General features: G+C 44.3%; 20 protein-coding genes, 4 tRNA genes, 3 rRNA genes and 1 riboswitch. Of the genes, 9 read left to right on the top strand and 18 right to left on the bottom strand.

The features are described from left to right. Nucleotides 1–44 precede the first annotated feature (44 nt). Complete coding sequence (locus OCU48_RS00235) at nt 45–1,019, top strand: glycosyl transferase family protein (protein ID WP_141347321.1); 975 nt, start codon at nt 45–47, stop codon at nt 1,017–1,019. A gap of 48 nt (nt 1,020–1,067) precedes the next feature. On the opposite strand, the gene OCU48_RS00230 is transcribed toward OCU48_RS00235, so the two are convergent. The 3 genes from OCU48_RS00230 to recQ all read right to left on the bottom strand — a co-directional run bounded on the left by OCU48_RS00230 (nt 1,068) and on the right by recQ (nt 4,005). Then, entirely contained in the window at nt 1,068–1,733 is a 666-nt protein-coding gene (locus OCU48_RS00230) for a 7-cyano-7-deazaguanine/7-aminomethyl-7-deazaguanine transporter (RefSeq protein ID WP_141347320.1), read from the bottom strand. 162 nt (nt 1,734–1,895) lie between these two features. Beyond that, nucleotides 1,896–2,198, bottom strand: coding sequence for a DUF3630 family protein (locus OCU48_RS00225; RefSeq protein ID WP_141347319.1), 303 nt, complete (start codon nt 2,196–2,198; stop codon nt 1,896–1,898). Further along, the gene (gene recQ, locus OCU48_RS00220; RefSeq protein WP_371859142.1) at nt 2,191–4,005 is read right to left on the bottom strand and encodes an ATP-dependent DNA helicase RecQ; all 1,815 of its coding nucleotides are present in this window, start codon (nt 4,003–4,005) and stop codon (nt 2,191–2,193) included. Before recQ ends, OCU48_RS00225 begins: the two co-directional genes overlap by 8 nt. A gap of 164 nt (nt 4,006–4,169) precedes the next feature. Between recQ and rarD the strand changes: the two genes are divergently transcribed. The 3 genes from rarD (at nt 4,170) to ggt (ending at nt 7,571) form a co-directional block, all read left to right on the top strand. Then, on the top strand, nt 4,170–5,069 hold the full coding sequence (gene rarD / locus OCU48_RS00215; protein ID WP_141347317.1) for an EamA family transporter RarD: 900 nt from the start codon (nt 4,170–4,172) through the stop codon (nt 5,067–5,069). Further along, the gene (locus tag OCU48_RS00210) at nt 5,066–5,719 is read left to right on the top strand and encodes a LysE family translocator (RefSeq protein ID WP_141347316.1); all 654 of its coding nucleotides are present in this window, start codon (nt 5,066–5,068) and stop codon (nt 5,717–5,719) included. The genes rarD and OCU48_RS00210 overlap by 4 nt, the downstream gene beginning before the upstream one ends. A gap of 88 nt (nt 5,720–5,807) precedes the next feature. Further along, on the top strand, nt 5,808–7,571 hold the full coding sequence (ggt, locus tag OCU48_RS00205; RefSeq protein WP_371859141.1) for a gamma-glutamyltransferase: 1,764 nt from the start codon (nt 5,808–5,810) through the stop codon (nt 7,569–7,571). A gap of 762 nt (nt 7,572–8,333) precedes the next feature. Here ggt and uvrD read toward each other — a convergent pair. Beyond that, nucleotides 8,334–10,505 carry a DNA helicase II gene (uvrD, locus tag OCU48_RS00200; RefSeq protein ID WP_141347315.1) on the bottom strand — a complete coding sequence of 724 codons (2,172 nt, stop codon included), beginning with the start codon at nt 10,503–10,505 and terminating at the stop codon, nt 8,334–8,336. Between the two features lie 279 nt (nt 10,506–10,784). Here uvrD and OCU48_RS00195 point away from each other — a divergent pair, with 279 nt between their 5' ends. The 4 genes from OCU48_RS00195 to OCU48_RS00180 all read left to right on the top strand — a co-directional run bounded on the left by OCU48_RS00195 (nt 10,785) and on the right by OCU48_RS00180 (nt 13,195). After that, nucleotides 10,785–11,045, top strand: coding sequence for a BufA1 family periplasmic bufferin-type metallophore (locus OCU48_RS00195; protein ID WP_141347314.1), 261 nt, complete (start codon nt 10,785–10,787; stop codon nt 11,043–11,045). 83 nt (nt 11,046–11,128) lie between these two features. Then, nucleotides 11,129–11,983, top strand: a complete 855-nt coding sequence (bufB, locus tag OCU48_RS00190) for an MNIO family bufferin maturase (RefSeq protein WP_141347328.1) — start codon at nt 11,129–11,131, stop codon at nt 11,981–11,983. Further along, nucleotides 11,980–12,726 (top strand): HvfC/BufC N-terminal domain-containing protein, encoded by a 747-nt coding sequence (locus OCU48_RS00185; RefSeq protein WP_141347313.1) that lies wholly within the window; start codon nt 11,980–11,982, stop codon nt 12,724–12,726. The genes bufB and OCU48_RS00185 overlap by 4 nt, the downstream gene beginning before the upstream one ends. Before the next feature lie 13 nt (nt 12,727–12,739). After that, nucleotides 12,740–13,195, top strand: a complete 456-nt coding sequence (locus OCU48_RS00180) for a DoxX family protein (RefSeq protein WP_141347312.1) — start codon at nt 12,740–12,742, stop codon at nt 13,193–13,195. Nucleotides 13,196–13,224: 29 nt separating this feature from the next. Here the strand turns inward: OCU48_RS00180 and tsrA are convergent, their stop codons facing one another. Then, nucleotides 13,225–13,506, bottom strand: coding sequence for an H-NS-like global regulator TsrA (tsrA, locus tag OCU48_RS00175; protein WP_141347311.1), 282 nt, complete (start codon nt 13,504–13,506; stop codon nt 13,225–13,227). Nucleotides 13,507–13,729: 223 nt separating this feature from the next. On the opposite strand from tsrA, the gene OCU48_RS00170 reads away from it, so the two are divergent. Continuing rightward, entirely contained in the window at nt 13,730–15,511 is a 1,782-nt protein-coding gene (locus tag OCU48_RS00170) for an aminopeptidase P family protein (RefSeq protein ID WP_141347310.1), read from the top strand. Nucleotides 15,512–15,623: 112 nt separating this feature from the next. Here OCU48_RS00170 and thiH read toward each other — a convergent pair whose 3' ends face one another. The 13 genes from thiH to OCU48_RS00105 all read right to left on the bottom strand — a co-directional run bounded on the left by thiH (nt 15,624) and on the right by OCU48_RS00105 (nt 26,051). Beyond that, the gene (gene thiH / locus OCU48_RS00165; protein WP_141347309.1) at nt 15,624–16,736 is read right to left on the bottom strand and encodes a 2-iminoacetate synthase ThiH; all 1,113 of its coding nucleotides are present in this window, start codon (nt 16,734–16,736) and stop codon (nt 15,624–15,626) included. Then, complete coding sequence (locus OCU48_RS00160; protein WP_141347308.1) at nt 16,733–17,515, bottom strand: thiazole synthase; 783 nt, start codon at nt 17,513–17,515, stop codon at nt 16,733–16,735. The genes thiH and OCU48_RS00160 overlap by 4 nt, the downstream gene beginning before the upstream one ends. Before the next feature lie 2 nt (nt 17,516–17,517). Continuing rightward, complete coding sequence (gene thiS, locus OCU48_RS00155) at nt 17,518–17,727, bottom strand: sulfur carrier protein ThiS (protein WP_141347307.1); 210 nt, start codon at nt 17,725–17,727, stop codon at nt 17,518–17,520. Beyond that, nucleotides 17,720–18,481: a HesA/MoeB/ThiF family protein gene (locus OCU48_RS00150; RefSeq protein ID WP_141347306.1), complete on the bottom strand. Its 762-nt coding sequence runs from the start codon at nt 18,479–18,481 to the stop codon at nt 17,720–17,722. Before OCU48_RS00150 ends, thiS begins: the two co-directional genes overlap by 8 nt. Beyond that, nucleotides 18,471–19,643: a thiamine phosphate synthase gene (locus OCU48_RS00145; RefSeq protein ID WP_141347305.1), complete on the bottom strand. Its 1,173-nt coding sequence runs from the start codon at nt 19,641–19,643 to the stop codon at nt 18,471–18,473. The genes OCU48_RS00150 and OCU48_RS00145 overlap by 11 nt, the downstream gene beginning before the upstream one ends. 79 nt (nt 19,644–19,722) lie before the next feature. Beyond that, a riboswitch (TPP riboswitch) is annotated at nt 19,723–19,836 on the bottom strand. Between the two features lie 39 nt (nt 19,837–19,875). After that, on the bottom strand, nt 19,876–20,259 hold the full coding sequence (crcB, locus tag OCU48_RS00140; RefSeq protein WP_141347304.1) for a fluoride efflux transporter CrcB: 384 nt from the start codon (nt 20,257–20,259) through the stop codon (nt 19,876–19,878). A gap of 228 nt (nt 20,260–20,487) precedes the next feature. Next, nucleotides 20,488–20,578, bottom strand: a tRNA-Ser gene (locus OCU48_RS00135). Between the two features lie 82 nt (nt 20,579–20,660). Next, nucleotides 20,661–20,776 (bottom strand): 5S ribosomal RNA (rrf, locus tag OCU48_RS00130). A gap of 92 nt (nt 20,777–20,868) precedes the next feature. Beyond that, nucleotides 20,869–23,758: ribosomal RNA gene (locus OCU48_RS00125) — 23S ribosomal RNA — on the bottom strand. A gap of 340 nt (nt 23,759–24,098) precedes the next feature. After that, nucleotides 24,099–24,174: transfer RNA gene (locus OCU48_RS00120), tRNA-Val, on the bottom strand. A 44-nt stretch (nt 24,175–24,218) separates the two neighbouring features. Next, nucleotides 24,219–24,294 (bottom strand) — tRNA-Lys (locus OCU48_RS00115). Nucleotides 24,295–24,296: 2 nt separating this feature from the next. Continuing rightward, nucleotides 24,297–24,372: transfer RNA gene (locus OCU48_RS00110), tRNA-Glu, on the bottom strand. Between the two features lie 126 nt (nt 24,373–24,498). After that, a 16S ribosomal RNA gene (locus OCU48_RS00105) occupies nt 24,499–26,051 on the bottom strand. The 16S, 23S and 5S rRNA genes sit together here with 4 tRNA genes alongside, the layout of an rRNA operon. Nucleotides 26,052–26,361: the final 310 nt, after the last annotated feature.

Below are 26,361 nucleotides of genomic sequence, written 5' to 3'. Positions count from 1 at the left end.
ACAAATATTTTGGACATAAAAGCAAAGCAAGGAGAGCTTGAGAAATGAGCATAATATTGGAGTGCATCCGCTGTGTTGGCCGAGGAGAGCGTGGGCGTAAACCTCTCTCGTTTGATCAAGCCTTTACTGTTATGGATCAATATCTTGATGGCCAGATCGACGACGATCAAATGGCGATGTTGATGATGCTCATCCGAGTCAACAACGAGACAGCAGCAGAGATTGCTGGTTTCACCAAGGCCTTCCACCAGCGATTGCCAACAATCGAAGTCGATATTGATTGGCCTTGTTATGCAGGAAAGAAAAGCAAACAAGATCTCAATGACAATCAGCAATCTCTACCTTGGAATCTGGTTGCAGCCTCTATTCTCGCAGATGAGGGTTACAAGGTACTGATCCATGGCCATCTTGATGCTGGGTCAGATCGCGTGCACAGCCAACATTATTTGCAACAACTCGATATCGAAACTGCCAACGATATTGAGCATGCTACCTCGTTGCTGCAATCCTCAAACATCGCTTACTTACCACTATCTCACTTTGCTCCTATCGCAGAGAAGATGCTTGATTGGAAGAAACGCTACGGTCTAAGAACTCCGATTAATACTGTAGTAAGAGGGTTAAACCCTGGAAGTGCTAAATATGGAGTCAGGGGTAGTTTCCACCCAGGGTTTCAGGAATTACATGCAGAGATAGAAACCAATATTGGCCATTCAAACTGTTCTATTGCTTCATTTAAAGGTGTATCAGGTGAGTCTGAGTACAATCCAAAGGTAAGCCAAACCATTTGGACAAGCGATAGTAAGGGCTTACATTCGCACTACTGGAAAGAAATGTACAATGAACAAATTGTCACGCCAAAGCGGTGCCCTCTTGGCACAATTGAAGCCGATAAAGTTCAAATGGCTAACCACGTAGTCGCTTCCATTGCAGTGTTACTTTTTACCAAACTAAAAGATAAGCAACTGGCCGATCAGGAAGCCTATCGTCTATGGGCACAGTTCTGCACCAAGCACTGATTCTAGACATAAAAAAAGAGCTCCGATAGGAGCTCTTTTTTTTGTTTTCTATGCCTCTGCAGCAATTCGTTGGTCAGGTTCGGTCGTCAGTTTTCGAATCAAATAATTGAGCAAGACACCATACATAGGAACAAACAAGCCCAAGCTAATCACAAGCTTAAACACATAGTCCACTAGTGCTATCTCTTGCCAGTGCTGCGCCATAAACGCATCAGGACTGTTATAGAAAGCGATACTAAAGAAAGCCAATGTATCTAATGCGTTACCAAATAAGGTAGAGCATGTTGGAGCTATCCACCATTGCTTCATTTGGCGCAGACGATTAAATACATGCACGTCCAAGATCTGCCCTAATAAATAAGCCATGAACGAAGCGATAGCAATTCTAGCCACGAACAGGTTGAATTCTCCAAGAGGTGAGAAGCCTTGAAATTGTCCTTCAAAGAAAACCACTGAAAGCAAATAAGACACTATTAGCGAAGGCAGCATTACCAAGAAGATAATTCTACGTGCTAGTGGCGCACCAAAGATGCGAACGGTCAGGTCCGTTGCCAAAAAGATAAAGGGAAACGTAAATGCCCCCCAAGTGGTGTGGAAACCAAAAACAGTAAATGGCAGCTGAACGAGATAGTTACTCGATGCAATGATGATCAGGTGAAATGACGCCAAAAAGAAAAGCGCTTTTCGCAGTTGCGATGGATTAAAACGGTTCATATTGTACCTTTTTAGTAGATGGGGGCGAGGGAACCCATTCGAAGCAAGTCGCTTCATCTCAAAATTTAAAGCCCACCAAAATGGCGGGCTCAGAATTATACATAACGATTCAGATTGTGCAATACATGAACAGCACTATGGTTTCATGTGAAACTTTTTTAACTAAATACCCTTTGCTACCAATCCTGCGAGGTATTGTAGTTCTTCTTCAGATTGGCCCGCAGATAGCGCCTCCAACCACATAGATTCACTATAGTGTTCCGCGCGCAACATTAATTGGCAACCTTCGAAGTCAATCAACCAAGAGTGAAGATCGGCATCCTGTTGCTTTTCTACTACCGTAGCACCAATAAGGTCGATAAATTGTTGTCCAACTGTAGGAAAATCATCATGGTCGAACGATGGCGTTATCAAAGAAATTCGACCTTTTTGTGAATCAAAATGACGAAGAGTAAAACTAGACACCCGTAATGTGCTCCTGAATTAGATCGAGAAAAGCATCAGCATATTTATCAAGCTTGCGCTGCCCTACACCATTTACGGCAAGCATTTCACCATATGAGGTTGGCAGGATATCCGCCATATCAATCAAGGTAGCATCATTAAACACCACATAAGGCGGTAAACCTTCCTCATCAGCAACGCGCTTACGAAGGTTACGTAATTTCGCAAACAACTTTTTATCGTAGTGTTTTGTTGGAGTCTTGTCGGATTTAGCAGAAACAGTAAGATCCAACCTTGGTACAGCAAGTTCTAGTTCCATATCGCCACGTAACAAAGGTCTCGCTTCTTCTGTTAGTTGCAAGGTTGAGTTTCGTGCTATGTTTTGTGTCAGCATGCCTTTATGCACCAATTGACGCATAACGCTCACCCAATAGTCATGGCTGTTATCGCGACCAATACCATAGGTTGATAGCTTATCATGGCCGTTCTCGCGAATACGTATATTCTGCATGCCCCGAAGCACCTCAGTCACATACCCCATACCAAAGGATTGATTGACTCGATACACACATGAGAGCGCCTTTCGAGCAGCCTCCGTGCCATCAAACGTTTTCGGTGGATCTATACAAATATCGCAGTTACCGCACGCTTTCTCTCGATACTCGCCAAAATAATGTAGCAGGACTTGTCGACGACAGGTTTGCGCTTCAGCAAAGGCACTCATTGCGTTGAGTTTATGCATCTCTACTTTTTTCTGCTTCTCATCTTCTTTTTCATCAAGCATACGGCGAAGCCAATTGATGTCTGATGGGTCATACAAAGTCATCGCCTCAGCAGGTAAACCATCTCGACCTGCTCGGCCTGTTTCTTGGTAATAAGACTCAATGTTTCTTGGGATATCAAAGTGCACAACAAAACGCACATTCGGTTTATTGATCCCCATGCCAAAGGCAACGGTTGCTACAACGATTTGAATATCATCTTTTTGAAACGCTTCTTGTACATAGCCCCGTTCATCAGGATCCATTCCTGCATGGTAGCCCATGGCTCGAATACCGTTGTTACAGAGTTTTTCCGTCACCATTTCAACTTTCTTACGGCTACCACAATAAATGATGCCACACTGACCTTTTTGGGTTGCTAGATAGCGAATCACTTGTGCAACCGGCTTTGCTTTTTCTACCAAGGTGTAGCGAATATTAGGTCTATCGAAGCTACCCAAGTAGCAAAGAGGATCATCAAGCTGCAGTCGAGCATTAATATCGAGTCGTGTCGTATCGTCTGCCGTAGCGGTAAGTGCCATAAACGGAACATGACTGAATTGCTGTTTCAACTGGCCTAGTGAAGCATATTCCGGTCTAAAGTCATGCCCCCATTGAGAAATACAGTGCGCTTCATCAATGGCGATTAGATTTATCTCTAGGTGCTGTAAGCGCTCCATAAACTCACGCATAAGCACTCGTTCTGGCGATACATAAATCAGCTTTATTTTACCTTGATGCATTCGGTTATACACCGACAACAACTCCTCACGAGTCATGCTTGAGTTAATACACTCTGCAGCGACACCATTCGCTTTCAATTGGTCGACTTGATCCTTCATCAATGAGATTAAAGGTGAGATCACCAAGCCCATTCCAGAAGCCACCAGCATAGGAACTTGATAACACATAGACTTACCACCACCCGTGGGCATGATAACCAAAGTGTCCTTTCCGGAGAGTGCAGCATCCACCACCTGCTGTTGGCCGTCTCGAAATTCCTGATAGCCAAACACATCCTCCAGCACACGCTGGGGCGTTGTTTGAGTATCGGATTCCTCAATCATAGACAAATGGGATGACATGTAGGATGTATTACCTGTGAGTAGTGTGTGATGAATCAGCGCTACATTGTAAAGGGGATGATCTAGGATGGAAACCGCATTTTACTGGCTCTTAGAGTGTACGCTCTCTATACTCTGCTGTTTTCCGATCAGTATCTCGAGAATCTATGGATAACCTAGCTCAACAACGCACTCGACAAGGTGTCATCTTTGCCATAATGGCATACACCATGTGGGGAATTGCACCTATATATTTCAAAGCGTTATCTTCAGTTCCGGCTATTGAGATACTTATCCATCGAATCATTTGGTCTTTCTTTCTACTTGCTGGGCTGATCCACTTTGGGCAAGGATGGCGCTCTTTTCAAGAAATACTAAAAAGTAAAACCAAGCTTATTTATTTAATCACCTCTTCTCTCTTGATCGGAGTGAATTGGCTTATTTTTATCTGGGCGGTCAATAGCAACCACATGCTAGAAGCCAGTCTTGGCTATTACATAAACCCAATCATCAATGTCATACTCGGTATGGCATTTCTGAGTGAACGACTAAGACCTGTACAATGGATCGCAGTTGCACTGGCATTTTGTGGTGTAGCTATTGAACTGATTGCCTTTGGTTCTATTCCTTACATCTCATTTGCTCTGGCTTGTAGTTTTGGCGGATATGGGTTGCTAAGAAAGAAGGTAAATCTTGATGCTCAAACAGGCCTGTTCGTTGAAACCCTGCTTTTACTGCCTTTAGCTGTAATTTACTGGGCATTCTTTGCCAATAGTGATACTTCGAACATGTTTAATAACAGCTGGGATTTAAACGCACTTCTTATGCTGGCAGGAGCAATCACCACAGCACCTTTGCTTTGCTTTACTGGCGCTGCGACTCGTATCAAGCTCTCTACTTTAGGCTTCTTCCAATACATAGGTCCAAGCTTGATGTTCATCTTAGCAATCACCATCTACGGTGAGCACTTTAGTATCAACAAGGCAGTAACTTTCTTGTTCATTTGGGCGGCATTAGTTGTGTTTAGTTTCGATGGAATAAGAAACGCTAGGAGCAATAGAAAGTGAATGAAATTAACGTGTTGTTGACGTTAGCTAGCGTGCATTTCATTGCTCTTATGAGCCCTGGTCCTGATTTTGCTTTAGTGGTGCAAAACTCAACGCGTTACGGCAGACAAACCGGTATTGCCATTGCGTTTGGTCTTTCCATTGGCATCCTAATTCATTCGATTCTCAGCCTAACAGGAATCAGCTACTTAGTTCATTCGCACCCGACGCTATTTCTTCTGCTTCAGCTCATGGGGGGTAGTTATCTGGCTTACCTAGGCTTAACAGGTATAACGTCGATAATCCAAAGTATTCGAAACCCTTCCCAAGACAAAAAGCCAAGTAAGGATTTTACCCTCAATAGCAAGAAGCAAGCCTTCACGCGAGGGTTGACTACTAACCTATTGAACCCAAAAGCCTTAGTGTTCTTTGTGAGCTTGATGTCGACATTAGTACCAGCAAGCATGTCTGTAGAAGGCAAAGTCGCAGCTCTGGTTATTCTTTGGGGCTTATCATTGTTTTGGTTCGCACTATTGGCTTGGGCCTTATCGACAAAAAGGCTGCAACAAGTACTGGCTCGAGTTGCCATCTATATTGATGTCATTTGTTGTCTGCTGTTTTCTATCTTAGGTACAGCCATTCTTTGGCAAGCTATCACTCAACTTCTATAACTTCTCTCTCAAAACGTTCGTTTTCATTTGAAAAATTATAATTAAATGCCACGCTTTCAGTACTTTACTGCAATAGCGTGGCAACCTAATGACTCTTCGAACACTATCTCTACTCACTTTAGCCTGCATGGCTCCTTCTGTAGCCATCGCCAATCAAGCCAGCGATGCTGTCGCTCCCGAAACACCTACTGGTTGGGAAGCTAAAAAGGCTCAGAAAAGCAAAAAATGGATGGTTACAGCCGCAAATCCTATCGCTAGCCAATATGCTGCTCAGGTACTAAATGATGGTGGGAATGCGATTGATGCCATGGTAGTGACACAATTGGTACTAGGGCTCGTTGAACCCCAATCATCGGGAATTGGTGGCGGTGCTTTTCTCGTATACTGGGATGGGCAGAAAAAAAAACTCACCACTTTCGATGCTCGCGAGACAGCTCCCTTAGCCGTAAAGCCAGAACACTTTATTGGCAAAGATGGTCAACCATTAAAATTTTATGACGCTGTTGTAAGTGGACTTTCGGTAGGAACACCCGGTGCGATAAAGCTATTGTGGGAAATGCACCAAGAGCATGGTAACGTCAAGTGGCCAAGACTGATTGAGCCCGTAATAGAGTTAGCAGAGCAAGGTTTTGCTATTAGCCCTCGATTAGCCCGTTTAATTGAACGAGACAAACAACACCTATCAATTGATGAAAACACCAAAGCTTACTTCCTAAATGAGGATGGTAGCGCTAAACAAGCAGGTGAAGTACTCATTAATCAGGAATATGCCGACACTCTAAAGCTTTTGGCCACCTATGGTGAAAATGCTTTTTACCAAGGCGATATCGCCAATGATATTGTTGCAGCGGTCACTAATCACCCTAAGCATACAGGCGTGCTAGCAAAGAAAGACCTTGCCAGATATGAAATCATAGAACGTACCCCAATCTGTGTGGACTATCTAGAATACGAGGTTTGCGGAATGGGACCACCGAGTTCAGGAGGGATTGCCGTAGGCCAAATACTCAAACTTTCTGAGCAATTCCCTCTGCATGAGTGGGGAGCTACCAACGCTAAAAGCTATAAAGTCATTGGTGATGCCACCCAGTTGGCTTTTGCAGATAGGGCTAAATTTTTGGCCGATGGTGACTTTGTGTCAGTCCCTTCTCAGGGGCTCATTAATGAAGACTATCTTAAACAGCGCGCAAAAATGATAAACCTAAAAACACCTCTCAAATCAACCAGTGCTGGGTCTCCTCCATGGGAAGTCGCCCTTAACTACGCCAATGACCAATCCATAGAGCTTCCCTCAACAACTCACTTTAATATTGTTGATGCACAGGGAAACGTAGTCAGTTTAACCAGTAGTGTAGAAAATGTTTTTGGCTCTCGAATCATGGTCAGAGGATTTCTGTTGAACAACCAGATGACGGACTTTTCCTTTAAACATCATCAAGATGGACAGATCATAGCTAACCACATTGCCCCAGGTAAAAGACCGCGCTCTTCAATGTCACCAACGATTGTACTGAAGAACGGTTCACCTTATTTATCTATTGGTTCACCGGGTGGTAGCTATATCATCGGCTATGTTGCACAAGCTCTCATCGCTCACTTAAATTGGCAATTACCTTTAGAGGAAGTGGTTCAATTACCGCATGTTTCCAATCGTTTTGGCATAGTAGAATTTGAACAAGACACTAACGCACGACAATATGAGCAACAATTTAAGAAATGGGGTTACAAAACTAAATCAAAGCCTTTGAATTCAGGCCTTCACATCATCAAAATTGGACAAGATTTAATCGGCGCGGCTGATCCAAGACGCGAAGGGGTCGCGATTGGAGAAAGTCAGATGGTAAGACAATAACGATATCCGCCCGAAATTTGTAAGAGATCTCTCACAAATGTGTGCGCGATCGAAGCTAATATTTGTCGATAATAGACACAATCAGTAGTAAGTCATTGTTTTTATTGCATATGACTTGTGAGTTATTGTTACGATTAAAATATTTTTACTGACACCCCATTGAGCAAAAATGAGAAAAGCATAATATAACAAGGGTCGGAAGGAAGCTGACACGGAAAAGGAAATCACCAAGGATTAGGTGTTCTTCAGGATGAAGATTCGGTTATTCAGGATGAATGGTCGGCATGGAAAGCAAATTGGACATTGAATGGACGCAATAGTAGCTAGGATGGTTACTACTAAGGAAAGACAATGGACACCTCTGGATGAGGAAAGGACTGAACATCAGGATGATGTAAGGGACACCGCTCAAGGAATAAGTGAAGTGCGCTAACGAGGATTGTTGGCAGACCAGGATAAGGTCATATGGACACCGCTAGGATGGCGAGAAAAGGAATACGCTGAAGGATAACAGCACACTATCATGGATTTGATGCATGGAGCACACTTAGTAGCCGGATTGCTGCGAGTAAGACTATAACCCCGAAGAGCGCAAGCTCTCGGGGTTTTTCTTTATGTGATATTCCATTCATTCGTAATGTTTACCGACAATTATAAATAGCCCATCATCGTCATGTAATGGGGGTAATTTTGACAGCTGTTACAGTAAATAGTCTTTTGCTTGATATAAAAAACCCCAGTATTTACTGGGGCTCTATATAATTATAGTCTTTCGAGTTTAGCGTATTGGGTAATCAGCCATTTTATGCCTTCACCGTTGAAGGCAACCTGAACACGACTTTGTGCACCACTACCTTCAAAATTGATAATGGTACCCTCTCCAAATTTTGGATGACTAACTCGCTGCCCTAAACTGAAGCCAGTCTCATTAAAGCTTTCTTTCTTAACCGTTTGGCTGAACCTACCACTATTTGTTGGTCGACTCACCTGGGCCTTCATTCGCACTTCCTGAACGCAAGCTTCTGGCAGTTCTTTAATGAAGCGAGATGGCTTGTGGTACTTGTCTTGCCCATACAAGCGACGCATCTCCGCATAAGTGAGATACAGTTTCTGCATCGCTCGAGTCATACCCACGTAAGCGAGTCTGCGCTCTTCTTCGAGTCGACCTGCTTCCTCTGATGACATTTGGCTTGGGAACATGCCCTCTTCTACGCCTACCATGAATACTAAAGGAAACTCCAGACCCTTGGCACTGTGCAGAGTCATAAGCTGCACCGCATCATCAAATTCATCAGCCTGACCTTCACCGGCCTCGAGAGCTGCGTGAGTCAGGAAAGCAGTAAGATCACTCATTTCGTCAGCCTCTTCAGGCTTTTCAAATTGACGCGTAGCGGTGACGAGTTCCTCAAGGTTTTCTATGCGAGCCTGAGCCTTTTCACCCTTTTCTTGCTGATACATGGTAAACAAACCAGAGGCATTAATGACATGGTCAGTTTGCTTATGCATTTCCATTGCAGCAGTATCGTCCTCTAGGGCATTGACTAATTCGACAAAGCGTCCTAGTGCACCTGCAGCTCGACCAGCAAAGACCTTTTCTTCTAAAAGCTGATTGCTGGTTTGCCACAGTGTGGCACCACGATCCCTAGCAGCAAAGCGAATGGTTTCAAGGGTTTTATCCCCTAGACCACGCGTCGGTGTGTTAACGACTCTTTCAAATGCTGCGTCATCGTTTCGGTTCGACATTAGACGTAAATAGCCCAATGCATCTTTGATTTCCTGACGCTCGAAAAATCGCATCCCACCGTAAATGCGATAAGGCATTCCTGCTTGAATCAAGGCTTCTTCAATCACACGTGACTGGGCGTTATTTCGATACAAGATTGCTGAATCTTTGAGTACACCACCCGTATCTTGCCACTCTTTGATCTTATTGACTGCAAAACGAGCTTCATCGAGTTCATTGTAAGCTGAATACACCGAGATAAGCTCACCGTCACTGCCATCGGTCCACAACTCCTTACCCATGCGTTCAACATTATTGGCAATCAGATGGTTAGCCGCTGTCAGTATGTTTTTAGTAGAACGGTAATTTTGTTCAAGGCGCACTGTTGACGCTTGCTTAAACTCATTCAGGAAGCGCTGAATATTTTCTATCTTAGCGCCACGCCAGCCATAAATAGATTGGTCATCATCGCCTACAATCATAACGTTACAGTCTGGGCTAGCCATCATACGCAGCCAAGCATATTGAATATTGTTGGTATCTTGAAATTCATCCACCAAGATATGTTTGAAACGAGCCTGATAGTGTTCACGAATATGTTGTTTATCACGCAGAAGCTCATGGCAACGTAGCAAGATTTCAGCAAAATCGACTAAGCCTGCTCGATCACACGCTTCTTGGTATACCGAATAGATACGCAGCCAAGTCTTCGTGACGGGATCATGATAGCTATCGATGTGTTGAGGCCTCAGCCCCTCATCTTTTTTACCATTAATCCACCAAGCTGCTTGCTTTGCTGGCCATTGCTTTTCATCTAGATTTTGTGCCTTGATCAAACGTCGAAGTAAGCGCAGTTGATCATCAGAGTCAATAATCTGAAAACCCTCTGGTAGCTTAGCATCAAGGTAGTGGGCACGAAGTATACGGTGGCAGATTCCATGGAAGGTGCCATTCCACATTCCAGAAGCGGTACCTTGCATCAGTTCTTCAATACGACCACGCATCTCGGCAGCCGCTTTATTGGTAAAGGTTACTGACATGACCGAAAACGGAGATGCTTGCTCTACAGACATCAACCAAGCTATACGATGAACCAACACACGGGTCTTACCACTGCCTGCGCCAGCTAGGATCAATAGGTTGCCCAATGGGGCTGCAACGGCTTCTCGCTGTTTATCATTGAGTCCGTCGAGTAATAATGATGCGTCCATCGTACCTTTCCAATCTATTACTGTTTATTTATACATTAAAGCTCAGTATACAGGGTTACAGGTACAATCTCTAACCTGTGTTCTTGTCATTTATCCATAAAAAAACAACAATAAAAAATTCTTTATTTTCATGTACATAGCAATAAAACCTCAATTTATTATATTTTTTTGAAAGATTTTTGTGGCCCAACCCGTCCTATCTAACAGGCAATCGCAACAAATTATTAACATTAATCAGCGATTGCTCAACCAACTTAGAATCATATCGAGGATGAAATTATGAAAAAGTCTAATCTTGCAGTTACAGCGGCAGTTACTGGTTTATTAGCTCTAGGTGGCACCATGCTGACAGCATCACATGCAGTCGCAGCGGACAAAGAAAAGTGCTATGGCGTATCGAAAGCAGGCAAAAATGACTGCGCAACGAAAACAAGTTCATGCGCCGGCACATCAAAAGAAGATCATCAAAAAGATGCCTTTGTAGTAGTCCCTAAAGGACTTTGTGACAAGTTAGCAGGTGGTAGTACTTCATCTTCGTAATCTAGCAACGAATTAGATTTAAGACCTGGGGCACACCTATCAATCGTGCCCCTCTTTTTCGCTAACTTATGAGGATAATGACTATGCGCAATATGGGGATTCATAACAGTATTGGAGTGGGTTTACGTCACCCTCATCTTAACTTTTTTGAACAAAATCCTGGTCACGTTTCTTGGCTAGAAGTGCATAGTGAGAATTACTTTGAAATCAATTCACCAGCACGACAGCAACTTAGAAGCATTCGCCAACAGCATCAAATATCTTGTCACGGTGTTGGACTATCTCTGGGCTCAGTGAATGAAATAGAGACATCCCATCTGCAATCTTTGGTTCAACTGGTTGATGAAATCGAACCATCGCTCGTCTCCGATCACTTAAGCTGGAGTGAGAATGGTGGTGTACATTTTAATGACTTGCTTCCTCTTCCTTATACAGAAGAAGCATTAGAAGTTTTTGTGCGAAATGTTCTTCAAGTTCAAGATGCTATCAAGCGTCCGCTACTAATTGAAAACCCAAGCAGTTACCTGCGCTTTAAGCACTCCACCATTTCTGAGTGGGACTTTTTAAATGAAGTACAACAACGTTCTGAATGCCAGCTACTACTCGACCTAAATAATATCTATGTTTCTTCTTTGAATCATGGCTTTGATGCTCTTCACTACCTGAATGCAATCAACCAAAACGCGGTTCAAGAGATCCACCTTGCTGGATTCACCGTCAAAGAAATACAAAACTCGAAGATATGGATTGATACACACAGCACTAAGGTGTGTGATGAAGTGTGGGAACTATATCGTGTATGGAGCCAATCAAACCCAAACACAGCCACTCTTATAGAGTGGGATATGGATATACCGTCACCAGAAGTACTGCTATCCGAGGCAAAAAAAGCATCTGTTATTGCTGGAAAATCGATACAGATTAGAGAGGCCTCATGATCAGTCTGTCTGAACTGCAAAGCAACTTTGCACGCTCATTAGTTTATCAAGGAGAAATCTCTGACTGCCACATTCATAGTGACCATTTCACTGATGATCAGCGCATTCAAATCTATCGCAACAATGTTATACATAGCTTCACTGATGTGCTGAAAGCTATGTACCCGTACACATTGGCTTTGGTCGGTGACGAGTGTTTTGAACAGATAGCAAGATCTCACATATTAAATACACCCTCATCAAGCGGCAACGTTTCTAGTTATGGCCAAGGGTTCGAGAAAACGATAACTACTTTTCCTCAAGTCATTGAAGCGGCTCCTTATATTAGTGAGGTCGCAAGGTTTGAAGCCTTGGGTGATAAACTTAAACTTAACCTTCACAACGCAATTGAGAATGCACACCGCCCGCTTTCTGCCTTGAGTCAGTTGAGCGACCAACAACATCAAAAATTATGCTTAGTCTCTAAAGCAAGCGTTCGTAGTTTTGAATCAAGTTACTCAATATTCGATCTGATTGAAGCCATTGATCGAAACTCGTTCGATGATTTGCAACTCAACCGTTCTCAATATGGTTATGTTCAAGCAACGCTAAATGGAAGCTTTCACTTTCATCAACTTGAAAACAACGAATTTCTGTTGCTAAGAGCAATCGAAAACAAACAACCATTATCAGAAATAAACGAACAGCTACTTTCATCTATACCGTCATTGGTAGAGCGAATGCTGATCGCCGGCTTTTTATAGCTAAGGAGTTGATATGAACAGTGCAATCCAATCTAAATATCAAATTTATGTCAGGTTAGTCGAACACCTTCAAGGCTTGGCAGTTCCTGCCCTTCTGCTCTTTTGTCGACTTTGGGTCGCTTGGGTGTTCTTTAATTCAGGATTGGTGAAGATAGGAACGTGGGACAGTACTCTGTTTTTATTTGAGTACGAATATCAGGTGCCTATCCTTCCGTGGGAAATAGCAGCTTATGTAGGAACAGCGACTGAACTCATCATTCCTGTTTTTATCGCCCTTGGTTTATTTACACGACCATTTGCTGCGATATTATTCGTATTTAATATCATGGCCGTGGTGTCTTATCCTGTACTGTGGGAGAAAGGATTTTATGATCATCAACTTTGGGGCTTAATGATCCTAATTAACTTAATTTGGGGAGCAGGACTACTGTCTGCCGATCATATTCTGGCTAAGCGATTCAAGCAATAATAACTGATAATAAGCTCCTATTTAGGAGCTTATTTATTCATATATGCTTTTAAATCTTCGACAGAGATACCGTCTTTTATGAGTTCTTGAGCAAGCAAATCAACCTGCTCACCTTTTCGAGACTCAATGACTCTTTGAAACTGATAAACGATGTCTTTTAGAGTATGTAACGGTAATTGCTTTGCCGCACTTCTAATTCTTTCTTCACTTTGATTTCCAAGCTCGCGCAGTAATTTGCCGTACATTACTTTTTCTGGAGATTCTTCCATCTGCTCCATTATACGAGCTAACTCATAGGTGGTTAATGCCATACTATTTCACTTCAATAAGAATTTGTTGTGTTTTGAAGAAATCAAAACTCGCGGTGGGACGAAAATATTGTCTGTATATAGAATATACTCTTTTTACTATAACTAGAACAGTTTTCATTTGCGTTATGTAACGTCATTTTCCACACTCTGAAATTGCACACAGACTTTAAAAAGAGTAGCTTAATCGCCATACGCATAAAGGTAGTAACGAAAAGGAGAGATTATGCCTGCTCAGATTAAAAGCCGTGTTGCAGATTTTCGCAACTGGTTAAGTACAAATGGATTGGACGCCTTCATTGTTCCCCACGAAGATGAGTTTCTCGGTGAGTATATCCCTGAACACAATGAACGCTTACACTGGCTGACAGGTTTCACAGGTTCAGCAGGAGCTGCAGTAATCTCAACTAGTGATGCGGCTATTTTTATCGATGGCCGTTATACCGTTCAAGTAACAAAACAAACTCCCTCTGACGTTTATTCTTATCAACATTTAGTGCAAAACCCACCTTTAGTTTGGGTGGCTCAAAACCTACCTAAAGGCAGTAAAGTGGGTATTGACCCGAGAATGCATTCGTCTCGTTGGTTAGCTTCTGCCAAGCTATCTCTTTCTGAAGATTATGAGATCGTGTACATCGACAACAACCCCGTCGATACATTGTGGGATGACAGACCACAGGCAACGCTTTCTACATTACGTCTAATGGAGAATGATTGGGTTGGTGTAGGTAGCCAGGAAAAACGTGCTTTAATTGCGAATGAACTAAAGGCAAACAAAGCAGATAGTGCAGTTCTTACCGCCCTAGACTCAATTTGCTGGTTATTGAATATTCGCGGTAGCGATATATCTCGTTTACCGGTCGCCCTCTCTCATGCCATTGTTCATAGCAACAATCAAGTTGAGTTCTTTATTGATTCAGATCGTGTACCTAGTCAGTTTAATGAGCACGTCGGGTCTGGGGTTCTCGTTTACTCTCCATCAGAACTTGAAGATCGCCTAACAGCGCTTAAAGGCCGCAAGGTAATACTTGATCCAGCAACCAGTAACGCGTGGTTTGAGCTGGTTCTTAATCAAGTAGGTGTGGAAGTATTACCCATTGCCGATCCTTGTTTAATTCCTAAAGCGGTAAAAAACAGTGTTGAAGCACAAGGAATGAAGAACAGTCACGTTCGCGATGGTGTCGCGATGGTTAAGTTTTTGTCGTGGTTTGATAAGAAAAATGACAATGGTGATTATCTCAATGAAGCTCAACTTTCCGATAAGCTAGAAAGCTTCAGAAAAGAAGATCCTTCTTTAGCTGACTTGAGTTTTGATACTATTTCCGCAGCTGCTCATAACGCAGCAATGTGCCATTACAACCACAACAACGAACCTACCCCCGGTGTTGTTTCTAACAACTCGATGTACTTAGTAGACTCAGGTGGTCAATATCCAGATGGAACGACAGACATTACTCGAACCATCGCAATTGGTACCCCAACAGAAGAAATGAAGAAACAATTCACTCTTGTATTAAAGGGGCATATTGGCCTAGCTCAAGCTCGATTCCCTATAGGAACAAAAGGACATCAATTAGATATTCTTGCGCGCCAACATTTATGGGCTAATGGATTTGATTACGACCATGGTACAGGCCATGGTGTTGGACATTTCCTTAGTGTGCATGAAGGGCCACAGCGTATCGCCAAGGTATATAATGATACCGCCTTAGAGGCAGGAATGGTTCTGTCCAATGAACCAGGTTACTACCGTACAGATGAGTTTGGCATTCGTATTGAGAACCTAGAGATTGTTGTTGAGATTGAGACCGAAGGCGATTTCTCTGTATTAGGTTTCGAGTCTCTGACTCGCTGCCCTATCGATAAGCGCAATATTGACCTGACTCTTCTTTCTTCACACGAAGTTGATTGGCTAAATACATACCATCAGAAAGTATGGAACGACCTTTCCCCATTAGTAGACAGTGAAGTTAAGCAGTGGCTGCAACAAGCGACTAGTGCCCTGTAATATTCTTTAAGGGTAACAAACAAAAAACCAGTGGCATCGCCACTGGTTTTTTAATTTGGTTTCACGTGAAACACCTATCTAGGAACCTATTTAGGAACCTATCTAGAAATCTTTATCCCGAGTAAATCGAAGTCCAGTCTCTCCACACCGGTTCTAGTCCTCTATTTCGAATCGCCAGCTCTACTTCTGAAGCGGAACGTTCATCCGAGATTTCAAACTGCTCAAGTTCTTCAGTATCGACAGCATATCCTCCCGGTTGAGTTTTAGATGCGGCTGACACTGTCGTCACACCTAGTGGAAGAATATTATCTCTGAAGCTTGCTGACTCTCTCGTTGAAAGAGAAATATCAACGTGCTGATTGAAAATACGGTACGCGCAAATAAGCTGTACCATCTGCTTATCATTCAATATTGATTTGGGTTGCACCCCACCCTCACAAGGCCTTAATCTAGGCAGAGAAATACTGTAGCGAGACTTCCAGTAGGTTCTTTCTAGATAATCCAAGTGAGTGGCAACAAACAGACTATCAACCCGCCAATTATCTAAGCCAATAAGCGCACCGATACCAATCTTATCAATACCCGCTTTTGCTAATCGATCTGGTGTTTCTAGTCGATAGTAAAAATCTGTTTTCGAGCCTTTAAGATGATGTTCGGCATAAGTCGATGGGTTATAGGTTTCTTGATAAACCATCACAGCATCCAAGCCCAAGGTCTTCAGCTCAGCATATTGCTCTTGCTCCAGAGGCTGTACTTCCATCGCAAGATAATTAAAGTCCTTTTTAATTTTAGGAAGCACCTGTCGGAAATAGTCCATCCCGACTTTAGTTTGATGCTCGCCCGTCACTAGCAATACACTATCAAACTTCATTTGTTTAAGTGCATCGATTTCCAGACCAATTTCGTCTAGATTAAGCGTCTTACGCTTGATCTTATTCTTCATGGAAAAACCACAATAAGTGCAATCGTTTGAACAGAGATTCGATAGATATAAAGGAACATACAGCCCCACGGTAGAGCCAAATCGCTGCCTTGTTTTCTGGTAAGAAAGCTGTGCCATAGACTCTAAATACGGCTCGGCTGCGGGTGAGATTAACGCCTTAAAATCCTCAATATCTAACCTAGGCTTGTTTAGCGCCTTTTCAACATCCATGGCCGTCTTAGACATAATGGATAGGTAGCTTTCACTCCAGTCTGTAGATTTAAATACATCTACAAAACTCATAACTTAGCCTCGTACTGAGAATCTAAAAATGCCGTCATAGGGCTAGAAGCTACCGCATTTAACTGCTGTGTACCTAAGCCCGCTTCGTAAGCCATCCTGCCAGCTTCAACTGCTAACTTAAATGCTCGACTAATCGCAATTGGATCACCTGCAGTCGCCATTGCTGTGTTAACCAATACCGCATCTGCACCAAGTTCCATGGCTTGTGCTGCATGAGAGGGCGCGCCGATACCTGCATCGACAATAACAGGAACGTTAGCTTGCTCAATAATAATCTTAAGGAAATCGATAGAAGCCAATCCTTTATTGGTGCCGATTGGCGCCCCTAGAGGCATAACCGCGGCACAACCTACTTCCTCTAATCGCTTACATAAAACAGGGTCAGCATGACAATAAGGCAACACTATAAAACCATCTTTAACCAACTGCTCTGCAGCCTTTAATGTCTCAATTGGATCTGGCATTAAATACTTTGGATCCGGATGAATTTCCAATTTTAGCCAGTTTGTTTGTAGGGCTTCTCTAGCAAGATGCGCTGCAAAGATTGCATCCTCTGCATTCTTTGCACCCGAAGTATTTGGTAATAGATTAACGCCAAGATCTTTCAGGGGCTTCAAGATGTCATCCTGCTGATCAAATACATCGACACGTTTTAGTGCCATAGTCACTAACTCGGACTCAGAGGCTTCAATTGATGATGCCATTAACGTGTTATTAGCGTATTTTCCAGTACCTGTGAACAGTCTTGATTTAAATGTCTTGTTTGCAATTTTAAGCATTATTAACCTCCAGCTATCGCGCGGAACACAGAAAGTGTGTCACCCTTTTGTAATTCAATGGTGTTCCACTTTGATTTAGGAACCACCTTGTTGTTTACCGCAATAGCACAACCCTCTGAAGGGATACCTTGCTTATTTAAAACGTCAATAAGTTTAGACTCCATACCAATATTGGTCGGCTTGTCGTTTATAGTTACCATTACTTCATTCATTGTTGTTTCCCTCACTACATACCGCGCAACTTTCATCTTTCTCAATCATAAACTTTTGATGACTCATCTCTCTCCCGTTGAACACAATCAATTCACCGGTGGTTAGTGTTGTTGGCTCTGCAATTGCTCTTATTGCGAGCATAGATTGAAGGCTTCCAATCATATTGACACTCGGCCCCATTACACCGGCTTCGCTGCATTTGGTCGCTTGATTGGATTCATTGAACGGATATAAACAGTGATAACAAGCGCTATTTTGCTGACCATCAAAGTAAGCAACTTGGCCATCCCATCCAATTGCCGCACCCGACACTAACGGGGTATGACTCGCCGTACAGGCCCGATTAATATCTTGTCTAGTAGGGAAGTTGTCACTACAGTCGATAACGAGATCAGCTAAACTGATTTCGATCTTCAGCAAATCTAAGGACATGCGTCTGTTTACGCTACGTGTACTAATCGATGGATTGAGTTGTTTAATCTGCCCCGCTAGGGCAGCTGTCTTTGCTTGGCCAAGGTCCGACTCTCTGTAACTTAGTTGACGATGCAAATTGCTTAACTCAACACTATCATCATCACAAAGAACTAGTTTACCAATGCCTGCGCCGGCAAGTTGCAACGCTACAGCACTGCCTAAACCACCACACCCAACAATAAGCACCTTAGCGTCGAGCAATAATCGCTGCCCATTCTCACCCAGTTCAGGCAGCATAATCTGACGTTGATAGCGCAAAAACTCTTGATCAGACAACATGAGTTGCCTCTTCGAATTGATGCTTTTGTTCAAATAACTGTTGGAATTTTTTTACTACTTCATGTTTGTCGTGCGCTTGGGTTACTGCTCTAACCACAGCCACACTCGTTACACCTGATTGAATAACTAACGGAGCTCGCTCTAGGTCTATACCGCCAATCGCAACAGAAGGGAGTATGTCTCCACGTTGTTCACCAATAGAAGTAATGAGAGCTTGGTATAAGTTGAGCTTGATTAGGCCTTGTGGTGAAGATGGCATTTCTTTCGTAGTAGTCGGAAATATGTGTCCCAATGCCAAATAGGAAGGCTTGTACTGCAACGCATTGATAATTTCATAGTAGCCATGCGTCGATATCCCTAAGCCAGTTTCGCTGCTCAAAAGGCGACTATCAGCTAACTTCGCTAAGTCCTCTTGTCCTAAATGAATGCAAGAAGCTCCATGCTCTAGAGCTAGCTCCCAGTAATCATTAATGACAACATCCACTCCTCGTTCTCTTCCGATCTGAATTGCACGTCTGATATCTTCGGATACTGCATCATTAGACTTGTCTTTGATTCTCAGCTGTAAAATGTTTACGTCGCTTTTAGAGACTTCATCGACTAGTTCAAGGTTATCAAGCACAGGATACAAACCATAGCATCGAGTCGATTTTCTCGTCACAACTTGATGATGGCGCGCTGTTAATTGAGGAAAGAACTTAATATGGTTGGGCCATGTTTCACATGAAACATGCTGGGCACTCCTCGCAATAAGCGCGGCATCTTCAATAGTGAATTCTAAAGACAAAGCGATAAGAAGCCATGCTACATAGCTATCACTGCAGGTTGGATAGTCTTCAGGTTTATATGCCCACTCAAAGGAACTAGCACCACTAAAAGTGATTGAGTCCTGCCCTTTAGTATGAAGAACTACAAGGGAGGCAATTTGGTGGTTGTCTGAATCGACGATAGTCGCAGAAAACTGTTGTTCATCATTGTTATCAGCAACAAGCTTAAATGTTTGATTTGGAGTGGCGACAACGTAGCTATCCCCACCAGAGATCGCAGTAATCACATTGCTAAAGCCCGCTGTAATAGCCTTGCTTACAACAAGTGAAAACGCTTTTTCAAAAGCAGGTGTTATCGTTGGGGATTGTATAAAACTATTTAGCGGGGAATTCATCGCCCTATCCTTCTGTAAAAAACACAGCTTGTCGGATAGTTTGATGGTGCAAGTATCAGGTAAAAACCCAATAGCTTTTCGAAATGACCACCTTGTTTCCTTCGCAGGTATTATCCTGTATCAGGTTCAACGAATTCCGTATTCACGGTCTCAGCATCTTGTGATTAACACTTCAGCACTCCGACAAGCAGTCCCATTATATATAAACTACGAGAAGAACAAAGCAGACATGTTAATTTTTGAATACTAAATGGAATCCAATCATTGCAGCAGAGATACTAAATACAACATTGAGTACAATATTTAAACCTGCCTTCCAGTAGTCCCCTTGTTGGAACATAAGGACATTATCCATTGAGAAGGTAGAAAAGGTCGTTAATGCTCCCAAGAAGCCAAGACCGATGATTTGACGCCAAGGATCAACAGCAATCACTTCATTTTCAAATAGGGCAATAAGTGCTCCCATGATAAATGAACCTACAATATTGACAGTCAACGTACCATACGGAAAACCACGTCCCAGAAGTATGACACACAGTTCAGAAATCAAATATCGCGAACAGGCACCAAAAGCGCCACCAATTGCGATAAATCCAAGGGTTGCTAGCTGTCCCATCCCTTACTTCTCCTCAGTAAAATAGCTTACATTTCAAAAGTTACACCTGTCACGTAACGGTGCCTTTTTGTGATATAGATCGATAGCATAGCAAACATATGCATCGGATATCGTGTAAAAGTTTAGATTGCAGAAAATAACAGCAAATGATTTTGGGGTTGGTATAGGAGGAATAGAAATACTACAGATACAAAAAAACCGCTGACTTGTCAGCGGTTTTTTGCAATGTGGCGGAGAGATAGGGATTTGAACCCTAGAACCGCTATTAACGGTTGCCGGTTTTCAAGACCGGTGCTTTCGACCACTCAGCCATCTCTCCACAAATTGTTACTAGTTAAGGTCTTATTAATGCCTTGTCTAGCTTTTGTTTTCAGATTAATAAATCTAAAAACGTATTTAAAGCCTGGCGATGTCCTACTCTCACATGGGGAAACCCCACACTACCATCGGCGCTATTATGTTTCACTTCTGAGTTCGGCATGGAATCAGGTGGGTCCACAATGCTATGGTCGCCAAGCAAATTTTAAAATTCGGAAAGCTAATATCTAAAAGTTCTTAATACACATTCAAAGTTCTTACTTCGAGTCCACAAAACCCCTTGGGTGTTGTATGGTTAAGCCTCACGGGCAATTAGTACAGGTTAGCTCAATGCCTCGCAGCACTTACACACCCTGCCTATCAACGTTCTAGTCTTGAACAACCCTTTAGGACACTTAAAGTGCCAGGGAAGACTCATCTCAGGGCTCGCTTCCCGCTTAGATGCTTTCAGCGGTTATCGATTCCGAACTTAGCTACCGGGCAATGCCATTGGCATGACAACCCGAACACCAGAGGTTCGTCCACTCCGGTCCTCTCGTACTAGGAGCAGCCCCCTTCAATCTTCCAACGCCCACGGCAGATAGGGACCGAACTGTCTCACGACGTTCTAAACCCAGCTCGCGTACCACTTTAAATGGCGAACAGCCATACCCTTGGGACCGACTTCAGCCCCAGGATGTGATGAGCCGACATCGAGGTGCCAAACACCGCCGTCGATATGAACTCTTGGGCGGTATCAGCCTGTTATCCCCGGAGTACCTTTTATCCGTTGAGCGATGGCCCTTCCATTCAGAACCACCGGATCACTATGACCTGCTTTCGCACCTGCTCGAATTGTCATTCTCGCAGTCAAGCGGGCTTATGCCATTGCACTAACCACACGATGTCCAACCGTGTTTAGCCCACCTTCGTGCTCCTCCGTTACTCTTTGGGAGGAGACCGCCCCAGTCAAACTACCCACCAGGCACTGTCCGCAATCCCGATAAGGGACCAACGTTAGAACATCAAGCATACAAGGGTGGTATTTCAAGGACGGCTCCAACGATACTAGCGTACCGTCTTCAAAGCCTCCCACCTATCCTACACATGTAGGGTCAATGTTCAGTGCCAAGCTGTAGTAAAGGTTCACGGGGTCTTTCCGTCTAGCCGCGGGTACACTGCATCTTCACAGCGATTTCAATTTCACTGAGTCTCGGGTGGAGACAGCGTGGCCATCATTACGCCATTCGTGCAGGTCGGAACTTACCCGACAAGGAATTTCGCTACCTTAGGACCGTTATAGTTACGGCCGCCGTTTACCGGGGCTTCGATCAAGAGCTTCGACCGAAGTCTAACCCCATCAATTAACCTTCCGGCACCGGGCAGGCGTCACACCGTATACGTCATCTTACGATTTTGCACAGTGCTGTGTTTTTAATAAACAGTTGCAGCCACCTGGTATCTGCGACTCCTAGTAGCTCCATCCGCAAGGGACTTCACCGCCAAGAGCGTACCTTCTCCCGAAGTTACGGTACCATTTTGCCTAGTTCCTTCACCCGAGTTCTCTCAAGCGCCTTGGTATTCTCTACCCGACCACCTGTGTCGGTTTGGGGTACGATTTCTTATAATCTGAAGCTTAGAGGCTTTTCCTGGAAGCATGGCATCAATGACTTCACTGCACGTAGCAGCTCGACATCGTATCTCAGCGTTAAGAAAGTCCGGATTTACCTAAACTTTCCGCCTACATACTTGAACCTGGACAACCATCGCCAGGCCCACCTAGCCTTCTCCGTCCCCCCATCGCAATTATAAGAAGTACGGGAATATTAACCCGTTTCCCATCGACTACGCCTTTCGGCCTCGCCTTAGGGGTCGACTTACCCTGCCCCGATTAACGTTGGACAGGAACCCTTGGTCTTCCGGCGAGGGAGTTTTTCACTCCCTTTATCGTTACTCATGTCAGCATTCGCACTTCTGATACGTCCAGCAGCCCTTACAGACCACCTTCAACCGCTTACAGAACGCTCCCCTACCCCGCATACAAAAGTATGCAGCCGCAGCTTCGGTGTATAGCTTAGCCCCGTTACATCTTCCGCGCAGGCCGACTCGACCAGTGAGCTATTACGCTTTCTTTAAATGATGGCTGCTTCTAAGCCAACATCCTGGCTGTCTGAGCCTTCCCACATCGTTTCCCACTTAGCTATACTTTGGGACCTTAGCTGGCGGTCTGGGTTGTTTCCCTCTCCACGACGGACGTTAGCACCCGCCGTGTGTCTCCCGGATAGTACTCAATGGTATTCGGAGTTTGCAAAGGGTTGGTAAGTCGGGATGACCCCCTAGCCTTAACAGTGCTCTACCCCCATTGGTATTCGTCCGAGGCGCTACCTAAATAGCTTTCGGGGAGAACCAGCTATCTCCAGGTTTGATTGGCCTTTCACCCCTAGCCACAAGTCATCCGCTAATTTTTCAACATTAGTCGGTTCGGTCCTCCAGTTGATGTTACTCAACCTTCAACCTGCCCATGGCTAGATCACCTGGTTTCGGGTCTAATTCTAGCAACTCGACGCCCAGTTAAGACTCGGTTTCCCTACGGCTCCCCTATACGGTTAACCTTGCTACTAAAATTAAGTCGCTGACCCATTATACAAAAGGTACGCAGTCACGCTTCGAGGCGCTCCTACTGCTTGTACGTACACGGTTTCAGGTTCTATTTCACTCCCCTCACAGGGGTTCTTTTCGCCTTTCCCTCACGGTACTGGTTCACTATCGGTCAGTCAGTAGTATTTAGCCTTGGAGGATGGTCCCCCCATGTTCAAACAGGATATCACGTGTCCCGCCTTACTCGTTTTCACTTAAAATGCGTTGTCGGTTACGGGGCTATCACCCTATACTGCGAGACTTTCCAGACTCTTCACCTGACGCATTAAAAGCTTAAGGGCTAATCCAATTTCGCTCGCCGCTACTTTCGGAATCTCGGTTGATTTCTCTTCCTCCGGGTACTTAGATGTTTCAGTTCCCCGGGTTTGCCTCGTTATGCTATGTATTCACATAACGATACGTGCTTATGCACGTGGGTTTCCCCATTCAGAAATCCCAGACTCAAATGGTTATTACTACCTAATCTGGGCTTATCGCAAGTTATTACGTCTTTCATCGCCTCTGACTGCCAAGGCATCCACCGTGTACGCTTAGTCACTTAACCATACAACCCCAAAGGGTCTTGCTTAACGCAATACGCTTGCTACAGCGTAGTATGACGTTTCCAAGGTGCGTTATCTCTTTATTATGAGCGAGATAACATTCGATTTTGCCGGACTCAAATTTGAATGCACTCTGGCAAGAGTACATTCCCAAGAACACTTGAATGTGTGTTGGTACCTACATCATAAAGACATAGGATTTGAGAACTTTTAAATTTGAACAACAATGAAATCACATTGTTGTTCGTCAGCTTTCCAAATTGTTAAAGAGCGAGATTCAAACAAATGAACCATTTTTAAACACACTAACTTCTTTATTTCTAGAAGAAATATGCTTAAAGATGGTGGGCGATACCGGGCTCGAACCAGTGACCCCCTCCTTGTAAGGGAGGTGCTCTCCCAACTGAGCTAATCGCCCACATTGTTTTGCTGTTATTCACAGCTTCCTCTGTGGGGAGGAAATGGTGGGTCGTGCAGGATTCGAACCTGCGACCAATTGATTAAAAGTCAACTGCTCTACCAGCTGAGCTAACGACCCAATGGTATCCCGTAGGGGAGTCGAACCCCTGTTACCGCCGTGAAAGGGCGGTGTCCTAGGCCTCTAGACGAACGGGACACTAGATTTATCTTCACTCCGAAGAGTAAACATAAACTGTCGAAGCACCTTGGGAGGTGCTTCAAATCTCTTTACTTTCTAAACCATATCAATCTGTGTGGACACTCATCGTGAGTAATCATCGTATAAGGAGGTGATCCAGCCCCAGGTTCCCCTAGGGCTACCTTGTTACGACTTCACCCCAGTCATGAACCACAAAGTGGTGAGCGTCCTCCCGAAGGTTAAACTACCCACTTCTTTTGCAGCCCACTCCCATGGTGTGACGGGCGGTGTGTACAAGGCCCGGGAACGTATTCACCGTGACATTCTGATTCACGATTACTAGCGATTCCGACTTCATGGAGTCGAGTTGCAGACTCCAATCCGGACTACGACGCACTTTTTGGGATTCGCTCACCATCGCTGGTTGGCCGCCCTCTGTATGCGCCATTGTAGCACGTGTGTAGCCCTACTCGTAAGGGCCATGATGACTTGACGTCGTCCCCACCTTCCTCCGGTTTATCACCGGCAGTCTCCCTGGAGTTCCCACCATTACGTGCTGGCAAACAAGGATAAGGGTTGCGCTCGTTGCGGGACTTAACCCAACATTTCACAACACGAGCTGACGACAGCCATGCAGCACCTGTCTCAGAGTTCCCGAAGGCACCAATCCATCTCTGGAAAGTTCTCTGGATGTCAAGAGTAGGTAAGGTTCTTCGCGTTGCATCGAATTAAACCACATGCTCCACCGCTTGTGCGGGCCCCCGTCAATTCATTTGAGTTTTAATCTTGCGACCGTACTCCCCAGGCGGTCTACTTAACGCGTTAGCTCCGAAAGCCACGGCTCAAGGCCACAACCTCCAAGTAGACATCGTTTACGGCGTGGACTACCAGGGTATCTAATCCTGTTTGCTCCCCACGCTTTCGCATCTGAGTGTCAGTATCTGTCCAGGGGGCCGCCTTCGCCACTGGTATTCCTTCAGATCTCTACGCATTTCACCGCTACACCTGAAATTCTACCCCCCTCTACAGTACTCTAGCCTGCCAGTTTCAAATGCGGTTCCGAGGTTGAGCCCCGGGCTTTCACATCTGACTTAACAAACCACCTGCATGCGCTTTACGCCCAGTAATTCCGATTAACGCTCGCACCCTCCGTATTACCGCGGCTGCTGGCACGGAGTTAGCCGGTGCTTCTTCTGTCGCTAACGTCAAACACATAAGCTATTAACTTATATATCTTCCTCACGACTGAAAGTACTTTACAACCCGAAGGCCTTCTTCATACACGCGGCATGGCTGCATCAGGCTTTCGCCCATTGTGCAATATTCCCCACTGCTGCCTCCCGTAGGAGTCTGGACCGTGTCTCAGTTCCAGTGTGGCTGATCATCCTCTCAGACCAGCTAGGGATCGTCGCCTTGGTGAGCCATTACCTCACCAACTAGCTAATCCCACCTGGGCATATCCTGAAGCGAGAGGCCCGAAGGTCCCCCTCTTTGGTCCGTAGACGTTATGCGGTATTAGCTATCGTTTCCAATAGTTATCCCCCACATCAGGGCAATTTCCCAGGCATTACTCACCCGTCCGCCGCTCGACGCCCAATAAATCACCCGAAGGGTCAATGTTGTCGTTTCCGCTCGACTTGCATGTGTTAGGCCTGCCGCCAGCGTTCAATCTGAGCCATGATCAAACTCTTCAATTAAAGTTTTTTTGGTCTTTCGACCGGCTCAATGAATACTGACTTCAAAACTGTTCCTTACTCGAAAGTAAGAAGTAATTTTAAAGCTATTATCGTTCCAACAGAACGATAATGAATTGACTGTGCCAATGATTAAAAATCATTGTATTGGTCACTCAGTTCATTGATAAATCTTTTCGATTATCATCAACGAGTGCCCACACAGATTGATAGGTTTAAATTGTTAAAGAGCGTTGCTTTCGAGGCTTACCTCTCAAGCGGACGGCCATTCTAGCGATTTGAATCTCAGTGTCAAACACTTTTTTGAATTTAT

It is taken from the genome of Vibrio inusitatus (assembly GCA_024346935.1).
Classification (GTDB): Bacteria; Pseudomonadota; Gammaproteobacteria; order Enterobacterales; family Vibrionaceae; genus Vibrio; species Vibrio inusitatus.
This window is presented reverse-complemented; position numbering and strand designations above follow the sequence as displayed.

Bases quoted from the DNA above. Each gene is read 5' to 3' on its own strand.
- OCU48_RS00235 (WP_141347321.1), top strand. From the start codon at position 45: ATGAGCATAATATTGGAGTGCATCCGCTGTGTTGGCCGAGGAGAGCGT.
- OCU48_RS00230 (WP_141347320.1), bottom strand. From the start codon at position 1,733: ATGAACCGTTTTAATCCATCGCAACTGCGAAAAGCGCTTTTCTTTTTG.
- recQ (WP_371859142.1), bottom strand. From the start codon at position 4,005: ATGATTGAGGAATCCGATACTCAAACAACGCCCCAGCGTGTGCTGGAG.
- rarD (WP_141347317.1), top strand. From the start codon at position 4,170: ATGGATAACCTAGCTCAACAACGCACTCGACAAGGTGTCATCTTTGCC.
- ggt (WP_371859141.1), top strand. From the start codon at position 5,808: ATGACTCTTCGAACACTATCTCTACTCACTTTAGCCTGCATGGCTCCT.
- uvrD (WP_141347315.1), bottom strand. From the start codon at position 10,505: ATGGACGCATCATTATTACTCGACGGACTCAATGATAAACAGCGAGAA.
- OCU48_RS00195 (WP_141347314.1), top strand. From the start codon at position 10,785: ATGAAAAAGTCTAATCTTGCAGTTACAGCGGCAGTTACTGGTTTATTA.
- bufB (WP_141347328.1), top strand. From the start codon at position 11,129: ATGCGCAATATGGGGATTCATAACAGTATTGGAGTGGGTTTACGTCAC.
- OCU48_RS00185 (WP_141347313.1), top strand. From the start codon at position 11,980: ATGATCAGTCTGTCTGAACTGCAAAGCAACTTTGCACGCTCATTAGTT.
- OCU48_RS00180 (WP_141347312.1), top strand. From the start codon at position 12,740: ATGAACAGTGCAATCCAATCTAAATATCAAATTTATGTCAGGTTAGTC.
- tsrA (WP_141347311.1), bottom strand. From the start codon at position 13,506: ATGGCATTAACCACCTATGAGTTAGCTCGTATAATGGAGCAGATGGAA.
- OCU48_RS00170 (WP_141347310.1), top strand. From the start codon at position 13,730: ATGCCTGCTCAGATTAAAAGCCGTGTTGCAGATTTTCGCAACTGGTTA.
- thiH (WP_141347309.1), bottom strand. From the start codon at position 16,736: ATGAGTTTTGTAGATGTATTTAAATCTACAGACTGGAGTGAAAGCTAC.
- OCU48_RS00160 (WP_141347308.1), bottom strand. From the start codon at position 17,515: ATGCTTAAAATTGCAAACAAGACATTTAAATCAAGACTGTTCACAGGT.
- thiS (WP_141347307.1), bottom strand. From the start codon at position 17,727: ATGAATGAAGTAATGGTAACTATAAACGACAAGCCGACCAATATTGGT.
- OCU48_RS00150 (WP_141347306.1), bottom strand. From the start codon at position 18,481: ATGTTGTCTGATCAAGAGTTTTTGCGCTATCAACGTCAGATTATGCTG.
- OCU48_RS00145 (WP_141347305.1), bottom strand. From the start codon at position 19,643: ATGAATTCCCCGCTAAATAGTTTTATACAATCCCCAACGATAACACCT.
- crcB (WP_141347304.1), bottom strand. From the start codon at position 20,259: ATGGGACAGCTAGCAACCCTTGGATTTATCGCAATTGGTGGCGCTTTT.